The sequence below is a fragment of the Brevundimonas sp. genome, from assembly GCF_046295075.1.
Classification (GTDB): Bacteria; Pseudomonadota; Alphaproteobacteria; order Caulobacterales; family Caulobacteraceae; genus Brevundimonas.
The window spans coordinates 106,017-129,970 of record NZ_JBKBOC010000004.1 but is presented as its reverse complement, the minus strand read 5'-3'; the positions used below and the strand labels follow the sequence as shown (position 1 = coordinate 129,970).

At 65.8% G+C, this 23,954-nt stretch carries 20 protein-coding genes; 12 read left to right on the top strand and 8 right to left on the bottom strand.

Features of this window, described 5'->3' with window-relative positions; all coding sequences use genetic code 11:
- The first annotated feature begins 14 nt into the window (after window positions 1–14).
- Window positions 15–260: a hypothetical protein gene (locus ACK4MH_RS05235; RefSeq protein ID WP_409715708.1), complete on the top strand. Its 246-nt coding sequence runs from the start codon at window positions 15–17 to the stop codon at window positions 258–260.
- A 42-nt stretch (window positions 261–302) separates the two neighbouring features.
- On the opposite strand, the gene ACK4MH_RS05230 is transcribed toward ACK4MH_RS05235, so the two are convergent.
- Both ACK4MH_RS05230 and ACK4MH_RS05225 read right to left on the bottom strand, forming a co-directional pair.
- Window positions 303–1,520 carry an RtcB family protein gene (locus ACK4MH_RS05230; protein ID WP_409715704.1) on the bottom strand — a complete coding sequence of 406 codons (1,218 nt, stop codon included), beginning with the start codon at window positions 1,518–1,520 and terminating at the stop codon, window positions 303–305.
- A gap of 316 nt (window positions 1,521–1,836) precedes the next feature.
- Window positions 1,837–3,339, bottom strand: a complete 1,503-nt coding sequence (locus tag ACK4MH_RS05225) for a phosphoesterase (protein WP_409715701.1) — start codon at window positions 3,337–3,339, stop codon at window positions 1,837–1,839.
- Window positions 3,340–3,478: 139 nt separating this feature from the next.
- Between ACK4MH_RS05225 and ACK4MH_RS05220 the strand changes: the two genes are divergently transcribed.
- Both ACK4MH_RS05220 and ACK4MH_RS05215 read left to right on the top strand, forming a co-directional pair.
- Window positions 3,479–4,180 carry a helix-turn-helix transcriptional regulator gene (locus tag ACK4MH_RS05220; protein WP_409715698.1) on the top strand — a complete coding sequence of 234 codons (702 nt, stop codon included), beginning with the start codon at window positions 3,479–3,481 and terminating at the stop codon, window positions 4,178–4,180.
- A 57-nt stretch (window positions 4,181–4,237) separates the two neighbouring features.
- Window positions 4,238–4,588, top strand: coding sequence for a VOC family protein (locus ACK4MH_RS05215; protein WP_409715695.1), 351 nt, complete (start codon window positions 4,238–4,240; stop codon window positions 4,586–4,588).
- A 36-nt stretch (window positions 4,589–4,624) separates the two neighbouring features.
- Here ACK4MH_RS05215 and ACK4MH_RS05210 read toward each other — a convergent pair whose 3' ends face one another.
- From ACK4MH_RS05210 to ACK4MH_RS05185, 6 genes are all read right to left on the bottom strand, one after another.
- Window positions 4,625–6,550 carry an alpha/beta fold hydrolase gene (locus ACK4MH_RS05210; RefSeq protein ID WP_409715692.1) on the bottom strand — a complete coding sequence of 642 codons (1,926 nt, stop codon included), beginning with the start codon at window positions 6,548–6,550 and terminating at the stop codon, window positions 4,625–4,627.
- Window positions 6,551–6,635: 85 nt separating this feature from the next.
- Entirely contained in the window at window positions 6,636–7,847 is a 1,212-nt protein-coding gene (mnmA, locus tag ACK4MH_RS05205) for a tRNA 2-thiouridine(34) synthase MnmA (protein ID WP_409715689.1), read from the bottom strand.
- Between the two features lie 93 nt (window positions 7,848–7,940).
- On the bottom strand, window positions 7,941–8,225 hold the full coding sequence (locus ACK4MH_RS05200; protein WP_026108337.1) for a DUF1153 domain-containing protein: 285 nt from the start codon (window positions 8,223–8,225) through the stop codon (window positions 7,941–7,943).
- Between the two features lie 172 nt (window positions 8,226–8,397).
- Window positions 8,398–10,179: a flagellar hook protein FlgE gene (gene flgE, locus ACK4MH_RS05195; protein ID WP_409715686.1), complete on the bottom strand. Its 1,782-nt coding sequence runs from the start codon at window positions 10,177–10,179 to the stop codon at window positions 8,398–8,400.
- Between the two features lie 48 nt (window positions 10,180–10,227).
- Window positions 10,228–10,956 (bottom strand): flagellar hook assembly protein FlgD, encoded by a 729-nt coding sequence (locus ACK4MH_RS05190; protein WP_409715683.1) that lies wholly within the window; start codon window positions 10,954–10,956, stop codon window positions 10,228–10,230.
- 4 nt (window positions 10,957–10,960) lie between these two features.
- Window positions 10,961–13,009 carry a flagellar hook-length control protein FliK gene (locus ACK4MH_RS05185; protein WP_409715680.1) on the bottom strand — a complete coding sequence of 683 codons (2,049 nt, stop codon included), beginning with the start codon at window positions 13,007–13,009 and terminating at the stop codon, window positions 10,961–10,963.
- Between the two features lie 388 nt (window positions 13,010–13,397).
- Here ACK4MH_RS05185 and flgK point away from each other — a divergent pair, with 388 nt between their 5' ends.
- The 9 genes from flgK to ACK4MH_RS05140 all read left to right on the top strand — a co-directional run bounded on the left by flgK (window position 13,398) and on the right by ACK4MH_RS05140 (window position 23,921).
- Complete coding sequence (flgK, locus tag ACK4MH_RS05180) at window positions 13,398–15,515, top strand: flagellar hook-associated protein FlgK (protein ID WP_409715677.1); 2,118 nt, start codon at window positions 13,398–13,400, stop codon at window positions 15,513–15,515.
- Window positions 15,512–16,477 (top strand): flagellin, encoded by a 966-nt coding sequence (locus ACK4MH_RS05175; RefSeq protein ID WP_409715674.1) that lies wholly within the window; start codon window positions 15,512–15,514, stop codon window positions 16,475–16,477. The genes flgK and ACK4MH_RS05175 overlap by 4 nt, the downstream gene beginning before the upstream one ends.
- Window positions 16,478–16,543: 66 nt before the next feature.
- Entirely contained in the window at window positions 16,544–17,782 is a 1,239-nt protein-coding gene (locus ACK4MH_RS05170) for a putative DNA modification/repair radical SAM protein (protein WP_409715671.1), read from the top strand.
- Complete coding sequence (locus tag ACK4MH_RS05165) at window positions 17,782–19,236, top strand: UdgX family uracil-DNA binding protein (protein ID WP_409715668.1); 1,455 nt, start codon at window positions 17,782–17,784, stop codon at window positions 19,234–19,236. Before ACK4MH_RS05170 ends, ACK4MH_RS05165 begins: the two co-directional genes overlap by 1 nt.
- A 230-nt stretch (window positions 19,237–19,466) precedes the next feature.
- Entirely contained in the window at window positions 19,467–20,582 is a 1,116-nt protein-coding gene (locus tag ACK4MH_RS05160; RefSeq protein ID WP_409715665.1) for an MlaE family ABC transporter permease, read from the top strand.
- Window positions 20,579–21,355, top strand: a complete 777-nt coding sequence (locus tag ACK4MH_RS05155) for an ABC transporter ATP-binding protein (protein WP_409715662.1) — start codon at window positions 20,579–20,581, stop codon at window positions 21,353–21,355. The genes ACK4MH_RS05160 and ACK4MH_RS05155 overlap by 4 nt, the downstream gene beginning before the upstream one ends.
- 12 nt (window positions 21,356–21,367) lie before the next feature.
- Complete coding sequence (locus tag ACK4MH_RS05150; RefSeq protein WP_409715659.1) at window positions 21,368–22,306, top strand: MlaD family protein; 939 nt, start codon at window positions 21,368–21,370, stop codon at window positions 22,304–22,306.
- Window positions 22,303–22,956: an ABC-type transport auxiliary lipoprotein family protein gene (locus tag ACK4MH_RS05145; protein WP_409715656.1), complete on the top strand. Its 654-nt coding sequence runs from the start codon at window positions 22,303–22,305 to the stop codon at window positions 22,954–22,956. The genes ACK4MH_RS05150 and ACK4MH_RS05145 overlap by 4 nt, the downstream gene beginning before the upstream one ends.
- An 83-nt stretch (window positions 22,957–23,039) precedes the next feature.
- On the top strand, window positions 23,040–23,921 hold the full coding sequence (locus ACK4MH_RS05140) for a hypothetical protein (protein WP_409715653.1): 882 nt from the start codon (window positions 23,040–23,042) through the stop codon (window positions 23,919–23,921).
- Window positions 23,922–23,954 lie beyond the last annotated feature (33 nt).

Here is a 23,954-nt window from a genome sequence, read left to right as displayed (position 1 = left end):
GGCGGTGCCTGGTCGTGAACCGCCTGTTCGTCAAATCGCTGATCGGAACCGCCGTCGTTGTGACGGCCATCGCAGGGGCGTGGGCTTATAAGAGGGAAGGCGATTGCCAGCGTCTGCTGTCTTCGACCGCAGCCTTAGGTGATGTCGAGGTGCGCAGGAGTAGCGCGGGCGTCTGTTATCCATGCCGTCTGGACGGCCGGCTATACGACATCATGTATCGTTATTGCGGGACCGATGATCGCACCTATGCCGAGACCTGAACGACGAAAGCCGGCCTCACCCTGCGGTGAAACCGGCTCCCGTCATCCCTTGACGCACACCACCTGACGCAGGGTATGCACGACCTCGATAAGGTCGGTCTGGGCCGCGATGACCGCGTCGATGTCCTTATAAGCCATCGGGGTTTCGTCGATCACCTCGGCGTCCTTGCGGCATTCCACGCCCTCGGTGGCGCGGACGTGGTCCTCAAGCGTGAAGCGGCGCTTGGCCTCGGTCCGGCTCATGGCCCGACCGGCGCCATGGGAGCAGGTGCAGAACGAATCCGCATTGCCCTTGCCGCGCACGATGAAGGACTTTGCCCCCATAGAGCCGGGGATGATGCCCAGTTCGCCGTCCTTGGCCGACACCGCCCCCTTGCGGGTCAGGAAGACGTCCTTGCCGAAATGCTTCTCCTTCGAGACGTAGTTGTGGTGGCAGTTCACCGCCTCCTGCGTCGTCTCCAGATCCGGCCAGAAGGCCTTCAGCACTCCGAGCACGCTGTCCATCATCACCTCGCGGTTGGCGCGCGCGTACTTCTGCGCCCATGACACCGCCCGCACATAGTCGACGAAGCCGTCGGTCCCTTCCGGGAAATAGGCCAGGTCCTGGTCGGGCAGGTTGATGTGCCAGCGGCGCATCTCGTGCTTGGCCCGTTCGATGAAATAGGTCCCGAACCGGTTGCCCACGCCGCGCGAGCCCGAGTGCAGCATCACCCACACGTCGCCCGCCTCGTCGAGGCACAGCTCGATGAAGTGGTTGCCCGTGCCCAGGGTGCCCAGGTGGCCGAAGCCGCGCGGGTGCGCCGCCTTGGGGTGTTTCTCCACCACGACGTCATAGCCCGCCTTCAGATCGGCCCAGCGGGTGACGGCCGAGGCCGGCGGTTCGGCGGCCCAGGCGCCCTTGTCGTTGCGCCCGCCGTTGTCGGTGCGGCCGTGCGGAACGGCCGCCTCGATGGCGGAGCGGATGGCCAACAGGTCGTCGGGCAGGTGTTCGGCGTGGATCGAGGTCCGCACCGCCATCATGCCGCAGCCGATGTCCACACCCACGGCAGCCGGGATGATGGCCCCCACGGTCGGGATAACCGACCCGACCGTCGCGCCCATGCCCCAGTGCACGTCGGGCATGACCGCGACGTGTTTGTGGATGAACGGTAGCGACGCCACGTTCTTCAGCTGTTTCAGCGCCGCATCCTCGATGGGCACCCCTCGGGTCCACGCCTTGATCAGCGCGCCCGAGCCTTCGATCACGTCATAGCCTGACATGGCCGACGTCTCCTTCTCTGTCTGTGATCCTCCCGGACCGGACGGAGAGACGTCGCTTGTGGATACAAGAAACCCCTCCGGCCGGTGGCGGGAGGGGTTGCTGGAAAACCGAAGTCGATGACCGATCTTTCCCTACCTACCCCTCACGCATGCGCATTCGCCCTGGACCGGCAGTCGGTCCAAGCCCTTGGGCGCAGTCATGGTGACGTAGTGGGTGAACATGGGTCTCTCGTCTTCGGAGGGGGCGTTTACACTCCGAAGTCCGTCTGCACAACCCGCCGGGCGCGAGGAGGGGTCACAAGACACCTGCTCCCCCTCACTCCCCAGGCGTGATGAACACCGGGTTGGCGTAGAACCACAGGTCGCTCCAGGGGTCTTCGCCGGCGGGGTCGGGGGTGGGCTCAAGTTCGGGGCCGTTGGTGCCGCGTACGCGGATGTAGCGGGGCGTGGTCGAGGCGGGGAGGGTGTGGCGGATGGTGATGATCTCGCCGTCGCGGATCCAGTCGGCGGCGGTGAAGCGGCGCTCGACCCGGGTGGAAGGGTTGTGGTCGGCGTCGCGGTCGGGGCGGGGGCCGGTGACGTCGCCGACGATCAGGTCCAGGCGGGCGACGGCGCTGTCCTTGCCCGAGGCGTTGGGGCCGGCGGGGTCGCGAAGACGCACTGTGATCACGACGGGCTGGTTCGCCGGGGCCTTCAGTTCGCCGCCGATGTCCGCTGAACGGCCGCCGGATTGGGCCGTCACGTCCAATTCGGAGATCAGGTCGCCGGTGGTGACGAAGATGCGGCCCTCGCGCAGGCCGTCCAGCACATCGGCGTGGTCGCGGCGGGCCAGGACATAGGTCTTGGAATATTCGCCGGGCCAGAAGTCGACGCCGCCTTCGCTGTAGTGGCGGTGCGAATCCGAGGTCGAGGTGATCCACCAGCGGCGGCCCTCGCCCAGCATGGAGTCCCAGAAGCCGCCCAGGCGCGCCGTCATCTGGTCGAAGCCGCCCATGGTGGGGGCGCGGCCATAGATGCCGCGCATGCCGTCGGGCTTGATCGAGCCGTCGGGGTTCAGGGTCGCGGCCTGGTGACCCGGCGCGCCCTCCATGCCGACCGCCACGCGCGGGGCGGTGTCGTTCCAGTCGCGCAGCTCGGCCGGGTCATACTGGGCGTATTCGCCCAGGCCCGTCGCCGAGCGCGACGGGTGGTTGGCGATCACTACGGGCCGGTCGTCCAGTCCGTCCATGACACGCAGGGCTTCGACCATGCGCGGCTCCTGATCGCGGGCGGGGTCGGTCGGCCAGGCTTCGCGCTTGGCGAAGCGGCTTTCGAGATCGCGCAGGGTGTCGCGCTCGGCCTCGGTGCGCGGCAGGATCAGGCTGGAGTGATCGCCGCCGGGGGTGTCGAACTCCATGCCGTAGAAGAGCAGCAGGTCGGGGATTTCCCGTCGGGCCATCAGCAGTTCGGGATAGGCCTGTTCGGCGTTCAGCTTGGAATGGTTCGGGCCGCCGTGGTCGGTCGAGACCATCCAGGCCAGGCCGAAACGATGGGCCATGCGGGCGTTCTGGGGGATCGGATAGACGGCGTCGCCGGCGATGACGGCCGTGGGCGGGGCGTCCGGATTGGCCGGATCGGGCGTATAGCCGACGCTGTAACGGCTGTGGACGTGGTGATCGCCGGCCAGCCAGGCGCGGGCCTGACTCGTCGGAGCCGTCGGATAGGGCGCGACCGGCTGGAGCTGGGCGGGATGGCGATGGTCGTGGCCGTCGTGGGCGAAGGCTGCGGTTGAACCCATCAGGGCGATCAGGGCCGCAGAGACGGCGAGGCGAAGAGGCATGGCGGGCGTCCGAGCAGGTTTCGCTCCGCCTAGGCGATTTGCATGACAGCCCCGCGACCGCTCCCTGCGGCAGATGGCTGCGGCCTAGAATTTTCAGGCTGCTGCCGCTTTCTGGCAGGGTGTCTGCTAGGCTGACGCCGTGTCCCGGTCCGAACGCCTGCTTGATCTGCTGAACGTCCTGCGGCGGCATCGTCGGCCGGTGAGCGGGCAGGTGTTGGCGGATGAGATGGGCGTCAGCCTGCGCACCCTTTATCGCGACATCGCCAGCCTGCAGGCGCAGGGCGCGACGATCGAGGGGGAGGCGGGGGTCGGCTATGTGCTGAAGCCCGGCTTCATGCTGCCGCCGCTGATGTTCACGCCGGAAGAGATCGAGGCTCTCGTGCTGGGCTCGCGCTGGGTGGCGGACCGGGCCGACCCGCGCATGCGGCATGCGGCGCTGGCGGCTCTCGGGCGGATTTCGGCGGTGTTGCCGCCCGATCTGCGCGACGAGATGGAGACCTCGGCGCTGTTGGTCGTGCCGGGCGCGCCGTTTCCGGCGGACCAAGTCGATCCGGGGCTGTTGAGGAAGGCGATCCGCACCGAGCGGCGGCTGAGATTGTGCTATCGCGACGAGGCGGGCGCGGCGTCCGAACGGGTGGTCTGGCCCTTCGCCCTGGCCTTCTTCGACCGGGTGCGGCTGCTGATCGCCTGGTGCGAACTGCGCGGCGACTTCCGCAGTTTCCGTACCGACCGCATCGTCGAGGCCGAGGTGATGGAGGCGCGCTATCCTGCGCGTCGGCAGGCCCTGATGAAGACCTGGCGCGAGGCGCACGAAAGGTCGAGATCGTCCGAAGGCTGCTGACGGAAACTGGCAGCAGGACCGGCTAGGCTCCGTCGTGTTGGAGCAAGGGACGGGCTGATGATCGAGATCGAAGACATTCTTCTGGCTGTCGCGGATCCAGAGACCAGCGCGCGCTTCTATGCGGGCCTGCTCGGTTGTCGGCCGGTGATGGCGGGGCCGGATCGAGCGCTGTTCGTGCTCAGTTCAGGCCGTGCGCTGGGCCTGTTGCGGTGCGCGGGCGATCGGCGCGAGGTGTGCGAGGTCGATTTCCCCCTAGACGGCGCAGCCGCCGTCGATCAGGCCCACATCGACTGGTGGGACCGGGGCGCGCGCATCCTAACGCCGCCGGTGGATACGCAGCCGGGCCGCAGCTTCGTGGCCGGCGACCCGGACGGGCATCGGTTGAGGGTCTATGCCGTCGCGACTTGAGGGGACCAATGAGCGGGCCCCCTCGGCTCGTCGGTCCTATTTTCGCACGTACTTGTCCAGGAAGGTCAGATAGGCGTCCTGGGCGGTAATGCGGTTGTCGCGGCGGGTGAAGCCGTGACCCTCGTTGGGGAAGAGGACGTATTCGACCGGCACGCCGTTGGCGCGGACGGCGGCGACCAGTTCGTCGCTTTCGACCTGAAGCACGCGGGGGTCGTTGGCGCCCTGGACGACCAGCAGGGGCTTGGTGATCCCCTCGGTATGGAACAGGGGCGAGATGCGACGGTGGCGTTCGGCGTCGGTCGCGGGGTCGCCCATCTCGTCATACAGGGCGATGCGGTTGGCGCCCCACCAGGCGGGGATGGACTCCAGGGTCCGCACCCAGTTGGTCACGCCAAAGATGTTGACGCCTGCGGCGAAGGCGTCCGGATGGAAGGCCAGAGCGGCGGCGGTCATGTAGCCGCCGTACGACCCGCCCATCACCGCCACCTGGTCGTCGGCGACCCAGTCCTGTTGTCTCAGCCATTCGCCGCCGGCGACGATGTCGCGCAGATCGGCCTCGCCGTGCTTCTTGTCGTCCATGTGGAAGAAGGTCTTGCCGTAGCCTGAACTGCCCCGGTTGTTGGCGCCCAGAACCGCATAGCCGTGGTTCACCAGATGCTGGACCATGGCCGAATAGCCGCGTCGGGTCTGGCCGCCCGGGCCGCCGTGGACCAGGACGATGGCCGGGGCCGGATGGGCGGCTGAGGCCCCCTTGGGCTTGTAGAGAACGGCTGGGATCATCACGCCGCCTTCGCCGGGGTAGCGGACGATGGTCGCCTCGACCAGGGCGTTCTCGTCGATGGCGGGGTTCAGGGCGTGGGTCAGGCGGCGCGCCTGACCGGTCGTCAGGTCGGCGACGAAGATGTCAGCCGGCGAGGTGTCGGACGAGACGGTGAAGGCGATGGTCTTTTCGTCTTCGCTGAAGCGCACATTGCCGATGTCGCCGTCGGGCAGGCCGGTCAGGGCGACGGGCCGGCTCGTGGTGGTGTCCAGCAGGGTCAGTTCGGTCTTGGCGTCGGCGTTCAGGCCCGAGACGCGATAGCGGCCGCTGGGCGAATAGAAGACGAAGCTGACGTCCCAGTCGGCCTGGATCAGGGGAGTGACGGCGCCGGTCGCGAGATCGTGGCGGAAGGCCTGCTGGAACTCGCCGTTCTGATCCGTGCCGATCAGGACGGCTTTTGAATCCGGCGTGAAGTCGTAGGCGGCGTAGGCGATATTGCCTTCATGCGGCGTCAGCAGCTTCGGCTCGCCCGGCTGTGTCAGGTCCGCCAGATAGAGGTCGTTGTTCGCGCTGGTCAGGGCCTTGTCCAGAACCAGCCACCGGCCATCCGGCGACAGGGCGGCGGGCGAGAAGCCGCCGGTGTTCTCGAACACCATCCGGTGCGCATAGGTGGTCGCATCGTAGGCGATGATGTCGAAGGCCGAGGCGTCGCGTGCGTTTGAGGTGACGAAGAAGGTCTTGCCGTCCTGGCTCCAGCTCAGGAAGTCCGCCTTGACCTTGTCGCCGGGTGTCAGGTCGGTGACGGCTCCATCAGGCGTCCGGACGAACAGATGGCTCAGTTCGTCGCCGCCGCCGTCCTGGGTGAACAGGATGCGCGCATCGGCCGGGAAGTAGCTGACTGGCGTAATGGCGCTGGTGGTCGAGTTGGTCAGCTGGACGGGCTCGCCGCCGGCGATGGGCAGGGCGTAGGCGTTAAACACACCCGTCTTGTCCGACCGGATCAGCACCGACTTTCCGTCCGGCGAAAAGGCCTTGGCGCCGCTGTAGGCCAGGCCATAGCTGATCGTGTCGAAGAACTGGGCCGCCGTATAGGTCGGCGCCGCCGGGCTGGCGGATGCGGGCGGTGCGGCCTGAGCGATCGCTGCGGTGGGAAGGGCGGCCATCAGGGCCAGTACGGAAACCAGGCAGGCGGTGGTGCGCATCGGAACCTCTCGTCGGTGTGATGACCGTAAGAGGCGGCATAAGAACACGGCGGATGCGGCCTGTCTTCGACTTAATGAATCGCCGCTATGCGACGACTGCGGTCGTGTCGCGGATGAAGCCGCCGCCGAGGACCCGCTCATTGTCGGTTGCATGATAGAGCGCGCAGGCCTGACCGGGAGCCACGCCTTCCTCACCTGCGTCGAAAACGACGCGAATGTCGCCGTCGATCATCGCCAGTCGGGCAGGGGACGGCTGACGCGTCGAGCGGACGCGGGCCAGCACCTGGATCCCGGCCTGAGCGGCCTCGACGATGGTCGCCTCATCGCCTAGCCAGTTGGTTTCTTCCAAGGTCAGGCTGGCGGTCAGCAGGGCTTCGCGCGGGCCGACGATGACGCGGCGCGTCTCGGGCTCCAGTTTCGTGACGAACAGGGGCTCGCCCACGGCGACGTTCAGGCCCCGGCGCTGGCCGATGGTATAGTCGGTGATGCCGGCGTGGGTTCCCAGCACGCGCCCGTCCATGTGCACGATCTCGCCGGCCTCGCGCCCCTGCGGACGCAGCCGGTCGATCAGGGTGCGATAGTCGCCGGACGGCACGAAACAGATGTCCTGGCTGTCCGGCTTGGCGGCGATCTTCAGGCCCAGTTCGGCGGCGACGCCGCGCACCTGGGGCTTTTCCAGATCGGCCAGGGGGAAGCGCAGATAGTCGAGTTGGTCCTGGGTGGTGGCGAACAGGAAGTAGGACTGGTCGCGCGAATGGTCGATCGCCTTGCGCATCTGCGAGCGGTTGCCGACGGCGGCGCGGCGGACGTAGTGGCCCGTCGCCATGGCTTCGGCGCCCAGGTCGCGGGCGACGTCCAGCAGGTCGCGGAACTTGACCGTTTGATTACAACGGATGCAGGGGACCGGGGTCTGGCCCTTCAGATAAGAATCCGCGAACTGGTCGATGACCGCGTCCTTGAACCGGCTTTCATAGTCCAGGACATAGTGGGGGATGCCGATCATCTCGGCGGCCAGACGCGCGTCGTGAATATCCTGGCCCGCGCAGCAGGCGCCCTTCTTCTTCAGGGCCGCGCCGTGGTCGTAGAGTTGAAGGGTCACGCCGACGACGTCATAGCCCGCCTTGTGCAGCAGGGCGGCGACGACGGTGGAGTCCACCCCGCCCGACATGGCCGCGACGACGCGCGCCCCGACCGGCAGGCCGACCGCCGCCCGCGCGCTCTCGACCGCCGCATCCATGTCGGTGCGGACGATGTTCGGAATAGCGCAGATGTCTTCGACCAGGGTCATTGCGGCCATTTAGTGCGGAACCTGCGCGATTTCGAGGCCCGCAAACGAAAAGAGCCGCACCCGTCGCCGGATGCGGCCCTTCTTCGTCTTCGGGGGGAACTCTTAGGAGCGGTAGCTCTGGATCCGCGTCGTGCGCAGACCCTGCATGCCCCACTTATCGATGGCCTTCTGCCATGCGAGGAATTCTTCGGCCGTCAGGCGATACTTCGCCAGGGCGTCGTCAAGGCTGAGCAGGCCGCCGCGAACGGCGGCGACGACCTCCGCCTTGCGGCGGATCACCCACCGGTCCGTATTGGACGGCGGCAGATCGTTCAGGGTCAGGGGCGTGCCAGTCGGTCCGACCACGTATTGTTCGCCTTTGCTATTCAGGCGTCGCTCTTGCAACATGGGCTTATGCCTCTTTCACCAACACCGTAGTGTCATGAAAATAGGCGGTCCCGACTAAGGTCCGTTTAAGCGTCGTGGTGAAGGAACGGATAAAATCCGTCCCTCCCCGAACGACTCTGTAAACCTTGATTGCGCGACGATTCATCGAGACTAACGCTTACTTACTCGCCGATCAGCGTTTGATGTTGATCAGCTCGGCCAGCATTTCATCGGCCGTGGTGATGATTTTGGACGAGGCGGAATAGGCCCGCTGGGTGGTGATCAGACCGGTGAACTCGGCGGACAAATCGACCGTCGAAGACTCCAACTGTTGGGCCGCGATGGTGCCCGCGCCCCCCGTGCCTGCGGCTTTGAGGTTAAAGGTGCCGGACTGCAGGCTGACGGCGTAGGCATTGCCCGAGACCTCTTTCAGGCTGTCGGGGCTGGGGAAGGTGGCGATTGCGACCTGGGCGATGCGGCGCATGACGCCGTTGTCGAACACGGCGGTGACGAAGCCGCTATCGTCGATGGTGATGTCGCTCAGATTGCCGAAGGCCGTGCCGTTGGTGACGGTCGACTGCACGACCGATGCGGTGTTCAGCTGGCTGAGGCCGCCGGCCGAGGTGTTGAGGTCCAGGGTCACGGTCTGGGCGGCGATGCCCAGGCCGTCGGCCCATTTGATCTTGCCATTATCCGCCGGATCGTTCGGATCGATGGTGTTGTCCGGGTTGGATTCCAGGAAGGACAGGGTTGCATTCTCGGGGTCGTCGAACAGACCGGTCCCGGCAGGCCAGGTCTTCATAGTGTCGATGTCGAGGCGACCTGACGGGGTGAAGGCGATCAGGCCGGTCTTGATCTGGCCGTTCGAGTAGGGCGCGCCGGTGACGACATCCTCTGCGGGGACCGAAACCACTTCAGCGTACCACTGGTTCGGCTGGTCGCTCTTCAGGAAGCGGATTTCCAGGTTGCGCTGGCCGCCCTTGGAGTCCGACACGGGGATGTTCATCTTGAAGTCGGGTTTCACGCCCAACGGGTTGTCCTCGTCGGCGTCGTACATCGCCATCGAGTTGACCGTCGGGTCATATTTGGTCTTGGCGATGTTGTTGGTGGTCAGGCCGACGTCGGCCAGGTCCAGAGTGTAAGGCGTTCCAGGAACGCCCGCGCTGGTCGGGGTGATGGTCATCTGGGTCGCGGTGCTGGTCGCCGACCCATTGGTGCTCGTCGCATTATTGGGAACAAAGCCCGTCAGCGCGCCGGCGGCGTCATAGGTCGCCACGCCCGTGATCTTGGTAATGCCGGTCTTCAAGGTGACGGCGTAGTTGTTGGCGTCGATCCGCTCATAGGCCACCGACACGTCGTGCACGCCGGGGGTCGGCGCCGTTGTGTCTTCGATGGCTTTATAGCTCTGGGGAGCGGCAGGGCTGGACACGGCCTGGGTCGAGCGCAGGTTGGCGTTGATCTGTACGCGGGTGGTCGGTTCTGCGGTGCCGCCGACCGACCCGATGTTGATCGAGCGCAGGCGGGACAGATCCGACGGATCGGTGGAGATGTCGCCGTTGGAATCGACGGGCCAGCCCTGGAGATACAGACCGGCGCTGTTCTTCAGATAGCCCAGCTTGTCGACGCGGAAGGCGCCGGCGCGGGTAAACAGGCGGGTGTCGGTCGCTGCGACGCCTTCAGGCTGAGTGGTGGTGACGAAGAAGCCCTGTCCGGCGACGGCGAGATCGGTGCTCTCGCTCGTGCGCTGCAGTTGGCCTTCCTGGCCGATGAACGACCGGGTGTTGGTGGTGACGCCGCCGGCCGAATAGCTGCCGCCGGAGGCCGACTGGCTGTTGACCAGGGTCTGGAACTCGCTGGCCGTGCGCTTGTAACCCACGGTGTTGACGTTGGCGATGTTCTGGGAAATGGCCGCCAGGGCGGCGGAGTTGGCGGCGAGACCGGAAACGCCGGCCAGCATTGCACTGTTGAGGCTCATCGTAGAACGCTCCTTAAATGAAGGTCATCGGGAAGGCGGCGGATCGCATCATGCGGCCGCCTCCTCGGTGGGGACGTTCGGATTCTCCGTATCGTCGGTGTCGTTGTCGGCCTGCGCCTTGATCTCGTTCAGCGAGATCACAGTCGAAAGCGGAAGGATGGAGTCGCCGATCACCAGGTACGGCGCGCCGTTGTACATTTCGACGCCGGTCACCCGGCCCTGGATCAGGGCCTGAGCATCGATCTTGCCGCCGGTGGCGTTTGTGGCGGCGACCTTCAGGGTATAGACGCCGCCGTCCTCGGCCTTGCCGCCGTCCTTCAGCGTGCCGTCCCAGTTGAAGGTGTGCAGGCCGGACGTCTTGTCAGGCGCGGCGCCCTCCCAAACCACGGCGCCCTTGCTGTCGACGACCTGCAACGTGGCCTTGTCGGCGTCGGCGCCCAGTTCGTAGGCCCATGCAGCCTTGCCGTCGTTGAACTCGGTCGCCGTCCAGGCGGCGGTCACGCTCTTGCCGATATAGTTGGAGGCGTTATCGAGTCCGCCGGCGGATTGAGCCGACAGCAGACTGGTCAGCAGATCGTTGGTCAGCAGTTGTTGCTCGACGCCGGCCATCTGGGTCAGCTGTCCGGTAAACTCGTTGGAATCCAGCGGCGACAGCGGATCCTGGTTCTTCATCTGCGTGGTCAGCAGCGTCAGGAAGGTCTCAAAGTTCGAGGCCAGCATGGTGGTGCTGCTGTTCAGACGACCAGAGGCGTCGGCGGTGGAGATGGCGTCGACCATGGGGTCAGACCTTCACATCGACGCGGTCAGGCGTCTGGGAATGGTTGATCCAGGCGCCGGGCGCCGGAATGATGGGGGTGTCGGCCTGAGCCGCCAGGCGAGAGCCGCCGGCGAACAGAGCATTGCGTTGCTGCTGACGTTCGAAGGCGCCGCCGCCGGAGGACGGATCGCGTTGCGAGAAGTCGAGCGCATCGCCTGCGACCTGGAAGCCGGCGTCCTGAAGCTGGCGACGCAGTTCGTCGGCGCGGCCTTTGAGATCGGCGGCGGCGGCGGGATTGTCGAAGGCCAGGCGGGCGGACAGCTGGCCGTCCTTGCCGATCTCCAGGCTCACATCCACGCGGCCCAGATCTTCGGGCGTCAGCACCATGTCGAACCGTGTCGAGCGCCCGTCCAGTTTGCGCGCGATCTGGGCGGCGAGTTGGGCGGTGGTTTCGACCGTGGCGCGCGACAGGGTCGAGAGGCCCAGATCACGGTCCGGGGCGACGGCCTGTTGAACCGACTGCGTATCGGCGGGAACAGTGCTGGAGGCTTGAGCTTCGGGTGCGGCTGGCGCGGGCGAAGACAGGGATGCGGCGATCATCTCAGCCGTCTTCACAGGCTGGGCTGTCGTTTGCGTTGGGGTTGCATCGGCCTTGGCCAACGGCGTCGCCGTACCGTTTGTGGTGTCGGGTTGAGCAGGCGTCGTCGCCGCGTTGCTGGTCTGCTGCGCCAACTCATGGCGTGCGGCCCGGATGGACGGTGCGGCTTGAGGCATTACTGACGGCACCGGAGCCGGCTTGTCGGCTGGCGCGGCTGCGGGCTGCTGATCAGATGCAGGTTGAGCGGGTTCAGCGGACAGCTCCGCTGCAATCACGGCTGCGGCGACATCGGCGGTGGCAAGCGGGACGGGCTTGGAGATCTGCGCCATGACCGAGACCTGGACGTCAGCCGTCGGGATCTGGGCGGCCGTCATAGCCTGCACGATGGACGCGGCGGCGGACTTGTCGTTGTCGGACGGCGCGGCCTGAACAGCGACCTTGGCTGCATCAGGCGCGGCGACGCGGGTCTGATTCACAGGGGACCACACGGCCTTTGTCATCGACTGGTCGAGAGGAGCCGATGCGACTTCCGGCTGGGATTTTTTCGGTGCGGCAGTGGAATACGATTGAGCCGGTGTTGCATCAACCGGGGCGTCTTCCGACGTTTTCGACGCGGTGTCAGAGACGGCGGGCGCAGCGTTCATGATCGGCAGAGCGGCTTTCGCCGCTGCCATGATGTTCAGGTCGGCCCGAGCGGTTTCCGCCTCGGCAGCGATGGTGAAGCCTTCGGGCAGAGTGATCTCAGCCGCGTCCTTTGCACCGAGATTGGTCGAAGTGTCGGGCGCGCTGACGTCAATCGATGCGGCGTCGTCTGGCGTCTTCGATGTCGATAGCGTCGGTGTTGCGGCGATGAATGAGGCGCGGCTTTGCTCGACCGGCGTCTCGGCCTTTGGCGCGACGGGGACAGTTGAGGTTGCGCCGATGCCTGCCTGAACGGCAGAATTTTCGGCGACCAGCGGAGGTGGTGTGGAGGAATTCGCAGCTATCGCCAAGCCGATGTCGGTCTGAACGGCGGAGTTTTTGGCGACCAGCGGCTGCGGTGTCGAGGAACTCGCAGCTATCGCCAACGGCGTCGATTGGGGCACCGGGACCACGGAGAAAACCGCAGCAGGTTCGGCTGTGTTGTCCGTCTCAACGGCATCCTCGACAACGGCAGGTTCGTCACTGACAGCAGGTTGCACCTTGGTATCGACAGCCCCGGGCGCCGCCGGGAACGCCGTTTCAATCGCGGGGCTTGAGATGGCTTCGCCTTCGGCAACGGCTTGGTTCAGCACAAGGCCGAGTGGGCGAGGCGCGGTCAGACGGCCAATGGGCGCAGACTTCACAGTCTGTGCTTCGCTCAGACCCGCATCCAGGACGCTGGCGACCTTGCTGGAGAACAGACCGACATCGTTCGCTTCGATGCCCGAGGCAGCAGCCGTCGTTCCGGTCGAAACCGGAGCGGCAGGCGCAAACAGGGCGGAGGCGATCGACATGGAAGCGCGGCGGCTTTTCGAATGAGGACGACGGCGCCTGCTGCGCCCAAGGGTTCGCCGTCCTCAACGCAAGGGTCGGGCCAGTAAAATAAATCAGCAAAAACAACATCGAGTGTAGGCGTGTTCATTAGCCGGGGATGGGGCGGCGGTCGTTATTGCCGCGCTCCCGCCACTTTTTGCCCGGCTGCGGCGCTCAATGAGAACGAGCGGGATATGCCTGCCTGACGCGATTGGCCCGACCTTTGCGCGTCTTTCTGGTCATGAACGCCGTCCGATCAACGATCTTGTTGAAAAACAACGCTCTGTGCGAGCGATGGCAGCGCGTGGCTGGGCAAGAACTGCGCGCGACGATGCAGCGGTTGCCGGGTAGGGCGGGGGAGATGCGTCAATGTCGCTGAACTCGATCATGAACATCGCGACGTCTGGGCTGAAGACAGCCCAGACCCAGTTGCGCGTCACCGCCGACAATATCGCCAACGTCGATACGCCCGGCTACATCCGCAAGGCCGCCGACCAGTCGGCCGCCGTCACCAACGGCTATGGCTCGGGCGTCGATATCACACGGGTCCGCCTGGCGACCGATCGGTTTCTGCAAGCCGCAAGCCTGAGCGCGGGCGCGGACGCGGCGCGCCAGACCGTGCGTTACGAGCTGTACGACCAGATCCAGAACCAGTTCGGCGACCCCAGCAGCGACAGCAACTTCTTCGCCCAGGTCGACAAGCTGTTCGCCAGCTACGCCACATTGGCCGAGAGCCCGACCTCGTCTGCGGGACGTCAGGACACGATCTACAAGACCCAGGCGATCTTCAATCAGGCCTCGGGCATCGCCTCGCAGATCCAGTCGGCACGCCAGGAGGCGGACGGGCGACTGCAGAGCGCGATCGAGACGGTCAATCCGCTGCTTGAGCAGATCGCCAAGCTGAACAAGACGATCGCCGCCGGCACGGTGACCAATGAGGATGTGACCGGCGCCCAGAACGCCCAGCTTGGACTGATCAACGAACTGTCCAAATATATGGATGTGAAGGTCGAGGCCCGCTCCAATGGCGGCGTGACCCTGCGCACCAATGCCGGCACGACCCTGGTGGGCGAAGGGGCGGCGACGCTGTCGTATCAGTCCGCCGGCACGGTAGACGCCACGACGGCCTTCTCCGACATCATGATCACCGAGCCCAGCGGCACGCGCTGGCCGCTGCTGGACGGCGTTTCGTCGGGTCAGATCCGGGGCCTGGTCGAAATCCGCGATGTCGATGCCCCAGCCGCCGCCGCGCGCCTGGGCGAACTGACGGCCAAGCTGGCCGATGAACTGAACCGCGCACACAACGCCAACAGCAGCGTGCCGGCGCCGACGACCCTCACAGGGCGCTATACCGGACAGTCGCTTGAGAATGCTCTGACCGGCTTCACCGGCACGACCACGATCACGGCGGTCGATGCGGCCGGCGTGGTGCAGGCATCGGCTCGCATCGTTTTCTCCGGCGGCACGATGACGATCAATGGCGCAGCCGCCGACCCGACCACCTTCCTCAGCGTCCTGAACGCCCAGATGGGTGGGGCGGCGACGGCCAGCTTCTCGGACGGCAAGCTGCAACTGGACGGTGCTGGCGGCAACGGCGTCGCCATCGCCGACGATGCGACATCGCCCAGCGCCAAGGGCGGTCGCGGGTTCTCGCACTGGTTCGGTCTGAACGACCTGGTTTCGACCACCACGCCCACCTTCTACGAGACCGGCCTGACCCTGGCATCGCAGCACGGGTTTGATCCGGGCGAAAGCCTGACCCTGCGCGTCTCTGGACAGTCCGGTTCGCGTCAGCGCGACATCACGGTCTCGGTACCGGCCGGTACAGGGACGATGGGCGAGATGCTGGGCGCGTTGAACGACCCGATCACGGGCGTCGGACGCTATGGCTCCTTCAGCCTGGACGCGGCCGGCAAGCTGGCGTTCAAGGCCTATGATCCGGCCGCCACGACCCTGAGCGTGGTCAATGACAACACGACCCAGGACCCGTCGGGCGTTTCGATGTCGCAGTTGTTCGGCCTGGGAGAGATCGGGGCGACGCGGGCCGGCGCCTATACGGTTCGCAGCGACATTCAGCGGGACCCCGGCAAGCTTGCGCTGGCGCAACTGAACCTGTCGGCGGCGGCGGGCACGCCGGCGCTGAGCAAGAGCGACGGACGCGGCGGCCTAGTGCTGGGCGACGTGGGCAAGAAAAACGTCGCCTTCGGCGCGGCCGGTGGAAACTCGGGCGGGACCAAGACCCTGTCTTCCTATGCCGCAGACTTCGCCGGCGAGATCGGCGGCAAGGCCTCGGCCGCCAAGACCCGCAGCGAAACGGCGAACGCCCTGGCCAAGGAGGCGGACAGTCGCCGCACCTCGGCCGAAGGGGTGAACATGGACGAGGAACTGGTCAATATGACCACCTTCCAGCAAGCCTATAACGCCTCCGCCCGCCTGATCCAGGCGAGCAAGGACATGTACGACGTTCTGATCGGAATCCTGCAATGAACCGCGTTGCGACCAACGGGAACTACCAGTCGGCCCTTCTCAGCCTGATGAACGCGCAGAGCCGCGCCCAGCAGGCGCAGGAGCGGATCGACAGCGAAAAGATCGCCACCGACATGTCTGGCTATGGCCGGGGCGCCGAACAGCTGACCAGCCTGACCTCGACCCAGGCGCGGCTGGACGGTTTCATCGCCACCGGAGAAGCGGTCGCGGCGCGGTTGAGCGCGCAGGACTTGGCCATGAGCCGCATCTACGAGGGCGGAACGGGTGCGCGCGAAGCCATCGCCACCAGCCTGGCCGCCGGTCGGATCGACAATCTGATGGTCGAACTGGGCTTGAATTATCAAAGCGTGCAGGGCGGTTTGAACGCCGAGCATCAAGGGTCTTATCTGTTCGCGGGCGGTCAGAGCGATGTCGCGCCCGCCACCGCCGGAACCATGGCCGCCTTGGCTACGGCGCCGTCGACAGCCTCGACCTTCGCCAACGACACATTGAAACAGAAGTCACGCATCGACGAGAAGACGACCGTCGAGACCGGCTTTTTGGCCAGCGAGATCGGCGGGCCGCTGACCGAGGTGTTCCGCAACATCCAGGCCTTCCAGAACGGCACGCCGGTGACGGTGGGCGGCGTGACCTATACGCCGACCGGGCCGGGCACGCTGACGGGCCAACCCAATGCCGACATCACCGCCTTCCTGAACGCGCAGATGGGCGAACTGGACAAGGCCAATGCGGGTCTGACCAATCAGACCGCCAAGAACGGCCTGATGCAGAACCACGTCGAGTCGGCGCTGGAGTCTCAGGAAGGGCAGAAGACGGCCCTGCAAAAGATGATGCAGGACAAGTCGGGCTATGATCCTGCGCGCGCGATCACCGACCTGCAGATGGCGCAGGTGGCGATTGAGGCCTCGGCCCAGATCATCAACTCGCTGAAGAACACGTCGCTATTGAACCTGCTGCGTTAAGCCGCCGCTTTAAAAAAGAAAACGGCTACGCTGGACCGATTGGTGGTCGAGAACGTATCATGAACAATGGCTCGTCTCGATCTGCGTCGAAAACTGTCCGTCCTCGCTGATGCGGCGAAATACGACGCCTCGTGTTCATCGTCGGGGACGTCGAAACGAAACTCGGTCGGGGGCAAGGGGATCGGCTCGACCGAGGGCATGGGTATATGCCACGCCTACACGCCGGACGGGCGCTGCATCAGCCTGCTGAAGATCCTGCTGACGAACTTCTGCATCTACGACTGCGCCTATTGCATTAATCGGGTGTCGTCGAACGTGGAGCGGGCCCGGTTCGACGTGGACGAGGTCGTCGACCTGACGCTGAACTTCTACAAGCGGAACTATATCGAGGGGTTGTTCCTGTCGTCGGGTATCATCCGGTCCGGCGACTATACGATGGAGCAGCTGGTTTTGGTCGCCAAGACCCTGCGCGAGGTTCACGACTTTCGCGGCTACATCCACCTGAAGCTGATCCCCGAGGCCGACCCGAAGCTGGTGGAGATGGCGGGCCTGTATGCCGACCGTCTATCGGCCAACATCGAACTGCCGCGCGACGAGGCCCTGGCCCGACTGGCGCCGCAAAAGGATGTCGGCGTCATCAAGAAGGCGATGAGCCAGGTGCGGCTGGGCGTCGAGGCGGCCAAGCCCGGCAAACGCGACAAGATCAAGCCGCCGAAGTTCGCGCCGGGCGGCCAGAGCACTCAACTGATCATCGGCGCCGACGGCGCGCCGGACACCGAAATCCTGGACCGCAGCGCGTCGCTGTACGGCGGCTATGGGTTGCGACGGGTCTATTATTCGGCGTTCAGCCCGATCCCGGATTCCAGCGCCATCCTGCCGCTGTCCAAGCCGCCGCTGATGCGCGAGCACCGACTATACCAGGCCGACTGGCTGATGCGGTTTTACGGCTTTTCCGCGCCAGAAATCGGGGAGGGAGCGTCGGACGGCATGTTGGACCTGGCCGTCGATCCCAAGCTGGCCTGGGCGCTGAACAAGCGCGAGCAGTTTCCGGTCGATGTGAACCGGGCGCCGCGCGAGATGCTGCTGCGGGTGCCGGGGCTTGGCGTAAAGGCGGTGGACCGGATCGTGTCGGTTCGGCGCTATCGGACCTTGCGGCTTGAGGATGTCGGGCGGCTGACGCGGTCGGTGGCCAAGATTCGGCCGTTCATCACGGCGCTGGACTGGACGCCGGGCGGGCTGACGGATGCGGCGGATCTGAGGGCGCGCGTGACCAGCCGTACGCCCGAGCAGTTGAGCCTATTCTGATGGCGACGGCGATGCTGGAAGGCGAAACGGACTTCGACGGCTGGCGCAAGGCGGCGCGGGCCTTCCGGCTGACGGGGGTGGAGCCGGCGGCGGCGCGGTTCGTGGTGCGCGGCGGGCAGGAGCAGGAGGGATTGTTCGATGAGCCGACCGCCGCTCACCCCAGTCTACGAGCAGACGAGCGGCAGGAATTCAGCGTCCCCAAGGATTTTGTGGATCTGGCCCAGAACCTGATCCTGCACCGGTCCGCCGACCGGTTCGACCTAATGTATCGGCTGCTGTGGCGGCTGCGGGACGAACCGGATCTGATCAAGGTAATCTCCGACCGCGACGTGGCGGACGCGATGGAGCGGGTGAAAAACGTCAGTCGTGCGTCGCACAAGATGAAAGCGTTCGTGCGCTTTCGCCAAGTGCATGACGACCGTGGCGAGGCCTGGGTGGCGTGGTTCGAGCCGCCGCACCGGGTGCTTGAAAAGACTGCGCCCTTCTTCCAGCGGCGGTTCACGACGATGCGGTGGTCGATCCTGACGCCGGACGGCTCGGCCTTCTGGGACGGCGAGACCCTGCGGTTCGGCCCGCCTGCGACACGCGACATGGCGCCGGCCGAGGACGAGATCGAGGACTTCTGGAAAACCTACTACGCCTCGACCTTCAATCCCGCGCGCCTGAAGGTGAAGACCATGCAGGGCGAGATGGCCAAGTCGTATTGGAAGAACCTCCCCGAGGCCGCGCTGATTCCGGAGCTGATCGCCGCCTCGTCGGTTCGGACCGAAACTATGGTCGCCGCGCCCGCTCCCGAACCCAATCCGCGTTTCGCACGCCTGACGGCGCCCGATCTTCATGCCGCGCGGCCGGACGCTGAGGCCGTGCCCGAAAGTCTGGCGGATGTGGCGGACGGGGTTCAGGCCTGCCGCCGTTGCCCCCTTTATCGTGATGCGACCCAGGGCGTGTGCGGCGAGGGACCGGCGACGGCGCGGCTGATGATCGTCGGCGAACAGCCGGGCGATCAGGAGGATCTGGCGGGCCGCGCCTTCATCGGGCCGGCGGGGCAGGTGCTGAATGCGGCGCTGTCCGAGGCGGGCATCGACCGATCCGACGTCTATGTCACCAACGCCGTCAAACACTTCAAGCACGAGCCGCGTGGCAAACGCCGTCTGCACAAGACGCCGAATGCGGGCGAGGTCCAGGCCTGTCGCTGGTGGCTGGACGCGGAGCGGCGGCTGATCAAGCCCAAAGTCGTGCTGGCCCTGGGCGCGACAGCCGGTTTGGCGCTATTGGGGCGCAGGCCCGCCGTGATGCAGGAACGCGGCGCGCCGATCCCGCTGGAGGATGGATCGAGCGCCGTCCTGACCGTACACCCCTCCTATTTGCTGCGACTGCCTGATGCGGAGGCCAAAGCTCAGGCGCGTCGGCTGTTCATCGACGATCTGGTGGCCGTTCGCCGTCGTATGGATTGATCCGAGAACGAATCCCGTTCGGCCGCGTTTGACATCAGCGTGAGCGTGACAGTTGGGGAAAATCGAATGGGGGAGGCGGTCTCGACACGGTCGAACGACAAACATCCGCGCGAATGTCATCGTGCGTTGACATCGTCTGCCGGCTTGACCATTAGCGCGGTAGGGATTTCGGCTGCCTGGAGAGGCGGCTCGGGGAAGATCGCGATGTCAGACCGGTCGTTCGAGGCCCGATGAGCCAGCCTCAGTATGAAATCGTCGATGCGGACGGCGCGGCCAATCTGCGCCTGTCCGGAGACTGGACGACGACGGCGCTTGGCCGTCTGCCGACCGAGCTGAGCCGCGACCTGGAGGGCCGCGAGATCGCCAGCATAGACACCGCCGATCTGGGCCGGTTCGACACCGCCGGCGCCTTGGCCTTGGTGCAGGCGTCCAGCGGGCGTCTGTCGAAAAGCCAATGGAAAGACCGGCCCGAGGCCGGTCGCATCTACCACATGATCGAACTGCTGGAGCGCGAGAGCGCCCCGGCCCCGAAACGCCCTAGCGCCTTCATCCGCACCTTCGCCAAGATCGGCCGGGGCGTCTATGATTTCGGTGGCGAGGCCATGCTGTCGCTGGCCTTCCTGGGTCGACTGATGGCGGCTGTGGTCGAGGCGGCCAAACATCCCGGCGGCATTCGCTGGCCCGCCTGGGTCAGTCAGGCCGAGCGGGCCGGGCTGGACGCCATCCCGATCGTCATGATCACCAACTTCTTCATCGGCGCCGTGATCGCCTTCATCGGCGTGGACCTGCTGACCGATTTCGGCGCCCAGGTGTTCGCTGTTCAGCTGATCGGCGTGGCCATGTTCCGCGAGTTCGCGGTCGTGATCGCCTCTGTCCTGCTGGCCGGACGCTCGGCCTCGGCGTTCGCGGCCGAGATCGGCTCGATGCGGATGAACCAGGAGGTCGACGCCATGCAGGTCATGGGCGTCAATCCGTTCCAGGCGCTGGTGATCCCGCGTGTCGCGTCTCTGGTGCTGATGCTGCCGTTGCTGACCTTCATGGGCATGATCGGCGGCCTGCTGGGTGGTCTGGTGGTGTGCTGGAGCTCATTGAATCTTGGCCCATCCTTCTTCTTCCAGCGTCTGGTCGAGGACGGCACCATGGCGCAGCACCTTATGGTGGGCCTGGTGAAGGCGCCGGTGTTCGCCTTGGTCATCGCCGCCATCGGTTGCCGTCAGGGCATGTCGGTCGCCGGCGATGTTGAAAGTCTAGGACGCCGGGTGACCGCCGCCGTGGTGCAGGCCATCTTCGCCATCATCTTCCTGGACGCCGTGTTCGCCCTGATCTTCCTGGAGCTGAACATATGACCGATGCACCGGAAAACATGATCGAGGTGCGCGGCCTGCTGAGCCAGTTCGGCGATCGAACCATTCACGAGAACCTGGACCTAGATCTGGTGCGCGGCGAGGTCATGGGCGTGGTCGGCGGGTCCGGCGCGGGCAAGACCGTGCTGCTGAACACCATCATCGGCCTGAAGGAGCCCGAGGGCGGCTCGGTCAATGTCCTGGGCTACGACCGCGCGACCCTGACCGACGATCAGTCGGCGGACATCGAGCGCCGCACCGGCATCCTGTTCCAGCAGGGCGCGCTGTTCTCGTCGCTGAGCGTGCTGGAGAACGTCGCCTCGCCCCTGGTGGAGCACACCAAACTGCCCAAGCCGATCATCTATGAGTTGGCTGAGCTGAAGATCGCCATGGTGGGCCTCAAGCCCGAGCACCATCACCTCAAGCCCGCCGAGCTGTCGGGCGGGATGAAGAAGCGCGCCGGCCTGGCGCGGGCGCTGGCGCTGGACCCGGAACTGGTCTTCCTGGACGAACCGACGGCGGGTCTGGATCCCATCGGGGCGGCGGCGTTTGACGAGCTGATCCGGCAACTGGCGGACGACCTGGGTCTGTCCGTCTTCATGATCACCCACGACCTCGATACGCTGTACGCCATCTGTGACAAGGTGGCGGTGCTGGCGGACAAGCGAGTGGTGGAAAAGGCCACGGTGCAGGAGCTGGAACGCTCCGACCATCCGTGGATCAAAGAATACTTCCTGGGGCCGCGCGGTCGCGCAGCCACCAAGACGGCGGCCTGAGGAGAGCCGACTATGGAAAGAGACGCACATTACGCCGCAGTCGGGATAGCCACCGTTTGCCTACTGGCGGCGCTGGCCGTGTTCACCATCTGGCTGGCCAGGCTGCAGTTCAACAGCGATTACGACATGTACGACATCGTCTTCTACGGGCCGGTGAACGGCCTGTCGGAAGGCGGCGAAGTGCATTTCAACGGCATCCGCGTGGGCGAGGTCACCGACCTGAACATCGACACCAAGCGCGGCGACCAAGTCATCGCCCGGGTGCGGGTGGACGGCACGACGCCGGTGCGCGTGACCTCGCGCGCCCAGCTGGAACCGCAGGGCATCACGGGCCTGAACTACATCCAGATCACCGCCGGCTCGCCCAACAGCGCCCTGCTGAAGGAGCAGTATCCCGACAACGTCGTGCCGGTGCTGCAGAGCCAGCCGTCGCCGATCGCCGAACTGCTGAGCGGCTCTGGCACGGTGCTGGCCCAGACGGTGGATGCGCTGAACCGGATCAACCGCGTCATGTCCGACGACAATATCCGCAGCTTCTCGACCAGCGTGAAGAATGTGGAATCCCTGACGACCGAGCTTGAAGCCCGCAAGGCCATCTTCCAGCAGTTGGAAGAGGCAGTGACCAACGCCAACGCTGCGGTGAAGGAATACCAGGGACTGGCCGTCGATACGCGCCAGATCATCAACACCGACGGCCGCGAAGCCATCGCCAACATCAACTCGGCGACGGCGGAGGCCCGCACGGCCATCGCATCGGCCAACCGGTCGATCAGCGGGTTGGAGCGTCCGCTGGGCGACTTCACCACCAACAGCTTGCCGCAACTGAGCGGCACGATCGAAGAGCTGCAGGACGCCACCCGTTCGCTGCAGTCCCTGATCGACGACGTCCGCGCCAGCCCGCGCGACTTCATCGGTCGTCCCCAATCCAAAGAGCTGGAGGTGCAGCCGTGATCCTTCGTCCTGTCCTTCGAATGGCCGTCGCCACGGCCGCTATGGCCGCTCTGAGCGGGTGCGCGCTGCTGTCGAGCCCGGACCCGGTGCAGAACTATCGGTTCGGCCTGTCGGTCGAGGCGCCGTCGGCCGTGGGCGACACGCCTGCGCCGCTGACGGTCTCGATCCGCCGCATCGAGTTTCCGCAGGCGACCGGCGACGACCGCATCCTGGGCGTCACGGGTCTGGAAACGGCCTATATCGGCGGGGCGCGGTGGGTTTCGCCGGCCTCGACCCTGTTCGACGACAGCCTGAAGGCCGCCTTCGCCAACCGGGCCGACCGGATCCGCGTGCTGGGCCGTCGCGAAGCCGGCACGCCGCCATTGGTGTTGCAGGTGACGGTCACGGCGTTCGAGGCGCGTTACGCCGCGCCGGGCGCCGTGCCGGACGTGGTGGTGACGGCGCGGGCGCAGCTGCGCTCCACGCCTGAACGGCGAGCCGCGTCCAGCGGGACCATTCGCCCAGAAGAGGGACGTTCGGTCGAACGCGTCTTCACCGTGACCCAGCCAGCGAGCGACAATCGCGTGTCGGCCATCGTCGCGGCGTTCGATACGGCTACGCGCGACATCAATACCCAGATCGCCGACTGGACCATCAGTTCCGCCAACTGACGCCCGGTCGGCCTTCATTCACGGCTGCAGGACGCAGGTCTGCGGATGCGCTAGGCTGTCTCCGAATCTGACCCGGAGTTGTCATGAGTTTTTCCGCCACCGACGCCGCCTTCGAAGGCTTTCGGGTCGTTCGCCGTCATCCGGTCGTCGCCCTGGCCTGGGGCCTGGTCTACCTGCTGATGTATGTCGTCATGTTCGGCCTGGGCGCCGACAAATGGGCGGCCTTGATGGCGGCGGGCGAGGCGTTGGAACAGTCGGCCAATCCGTCGATGGCGGACTTCCAGGCCTTGGGTCAGGTCTATGCCGGCGCGCTGGCCTGGGCGGCCCCGGCCGGCCTGTTGATCGGGACGGTGCTCAGCGCCGCCGTCGCCCGGTCGGTCCTGCGTCCTGAAGAGTCGCGTTGGGGTTATGTCCGCGTGGGCATGGACGAGGTGCGCGTGCTGGTCGTCAGCCTGCTGGTCAGCATCATCGTAGGTCTCGCCTCCGGCGTGGGCATGGCGTTGGTGGGCGCCGCCATCGGCTTCGGCTCCGCGTCGGGCCAGCCTCTGCTGATCCTGGCGGGCGTATTGCTGATCTTCGCCGTCTTCGCCCTGATCGTCTGGCTGGCGATCAAGTTCAGTCTAGCGGTGGCGATGACCGTCGATCGCCGCAAGATCACGCTGTTCGAGTCGTTCGCCGCCACCAAGGGGCATTTCTGGGCGCTGCTGGGCATGGCCGTGATCGCGGTCATCATGTCCCTGATCGTCAGCATTTTGGGCATGATCATCGGGGCGGCGACCGACCTGATGACTGGCGGGATCCAGACCCTGGCCCGCTTCGACGGCGTCGGCACGATGCAGATCCTGGCCCAGGCCTGGCCGGCCATTCTGGTATCGTCGGTCGTCAACGCCCTGATGTCGGCCCTGCAACTGGCCGTGCTGTATGCCCCGTTCTCGGCGGCCTGGGCGGCGCTGAAGCCGCGCTGAATCTCATCTCTCCCTCGCCGCGGGTTTCCGGCG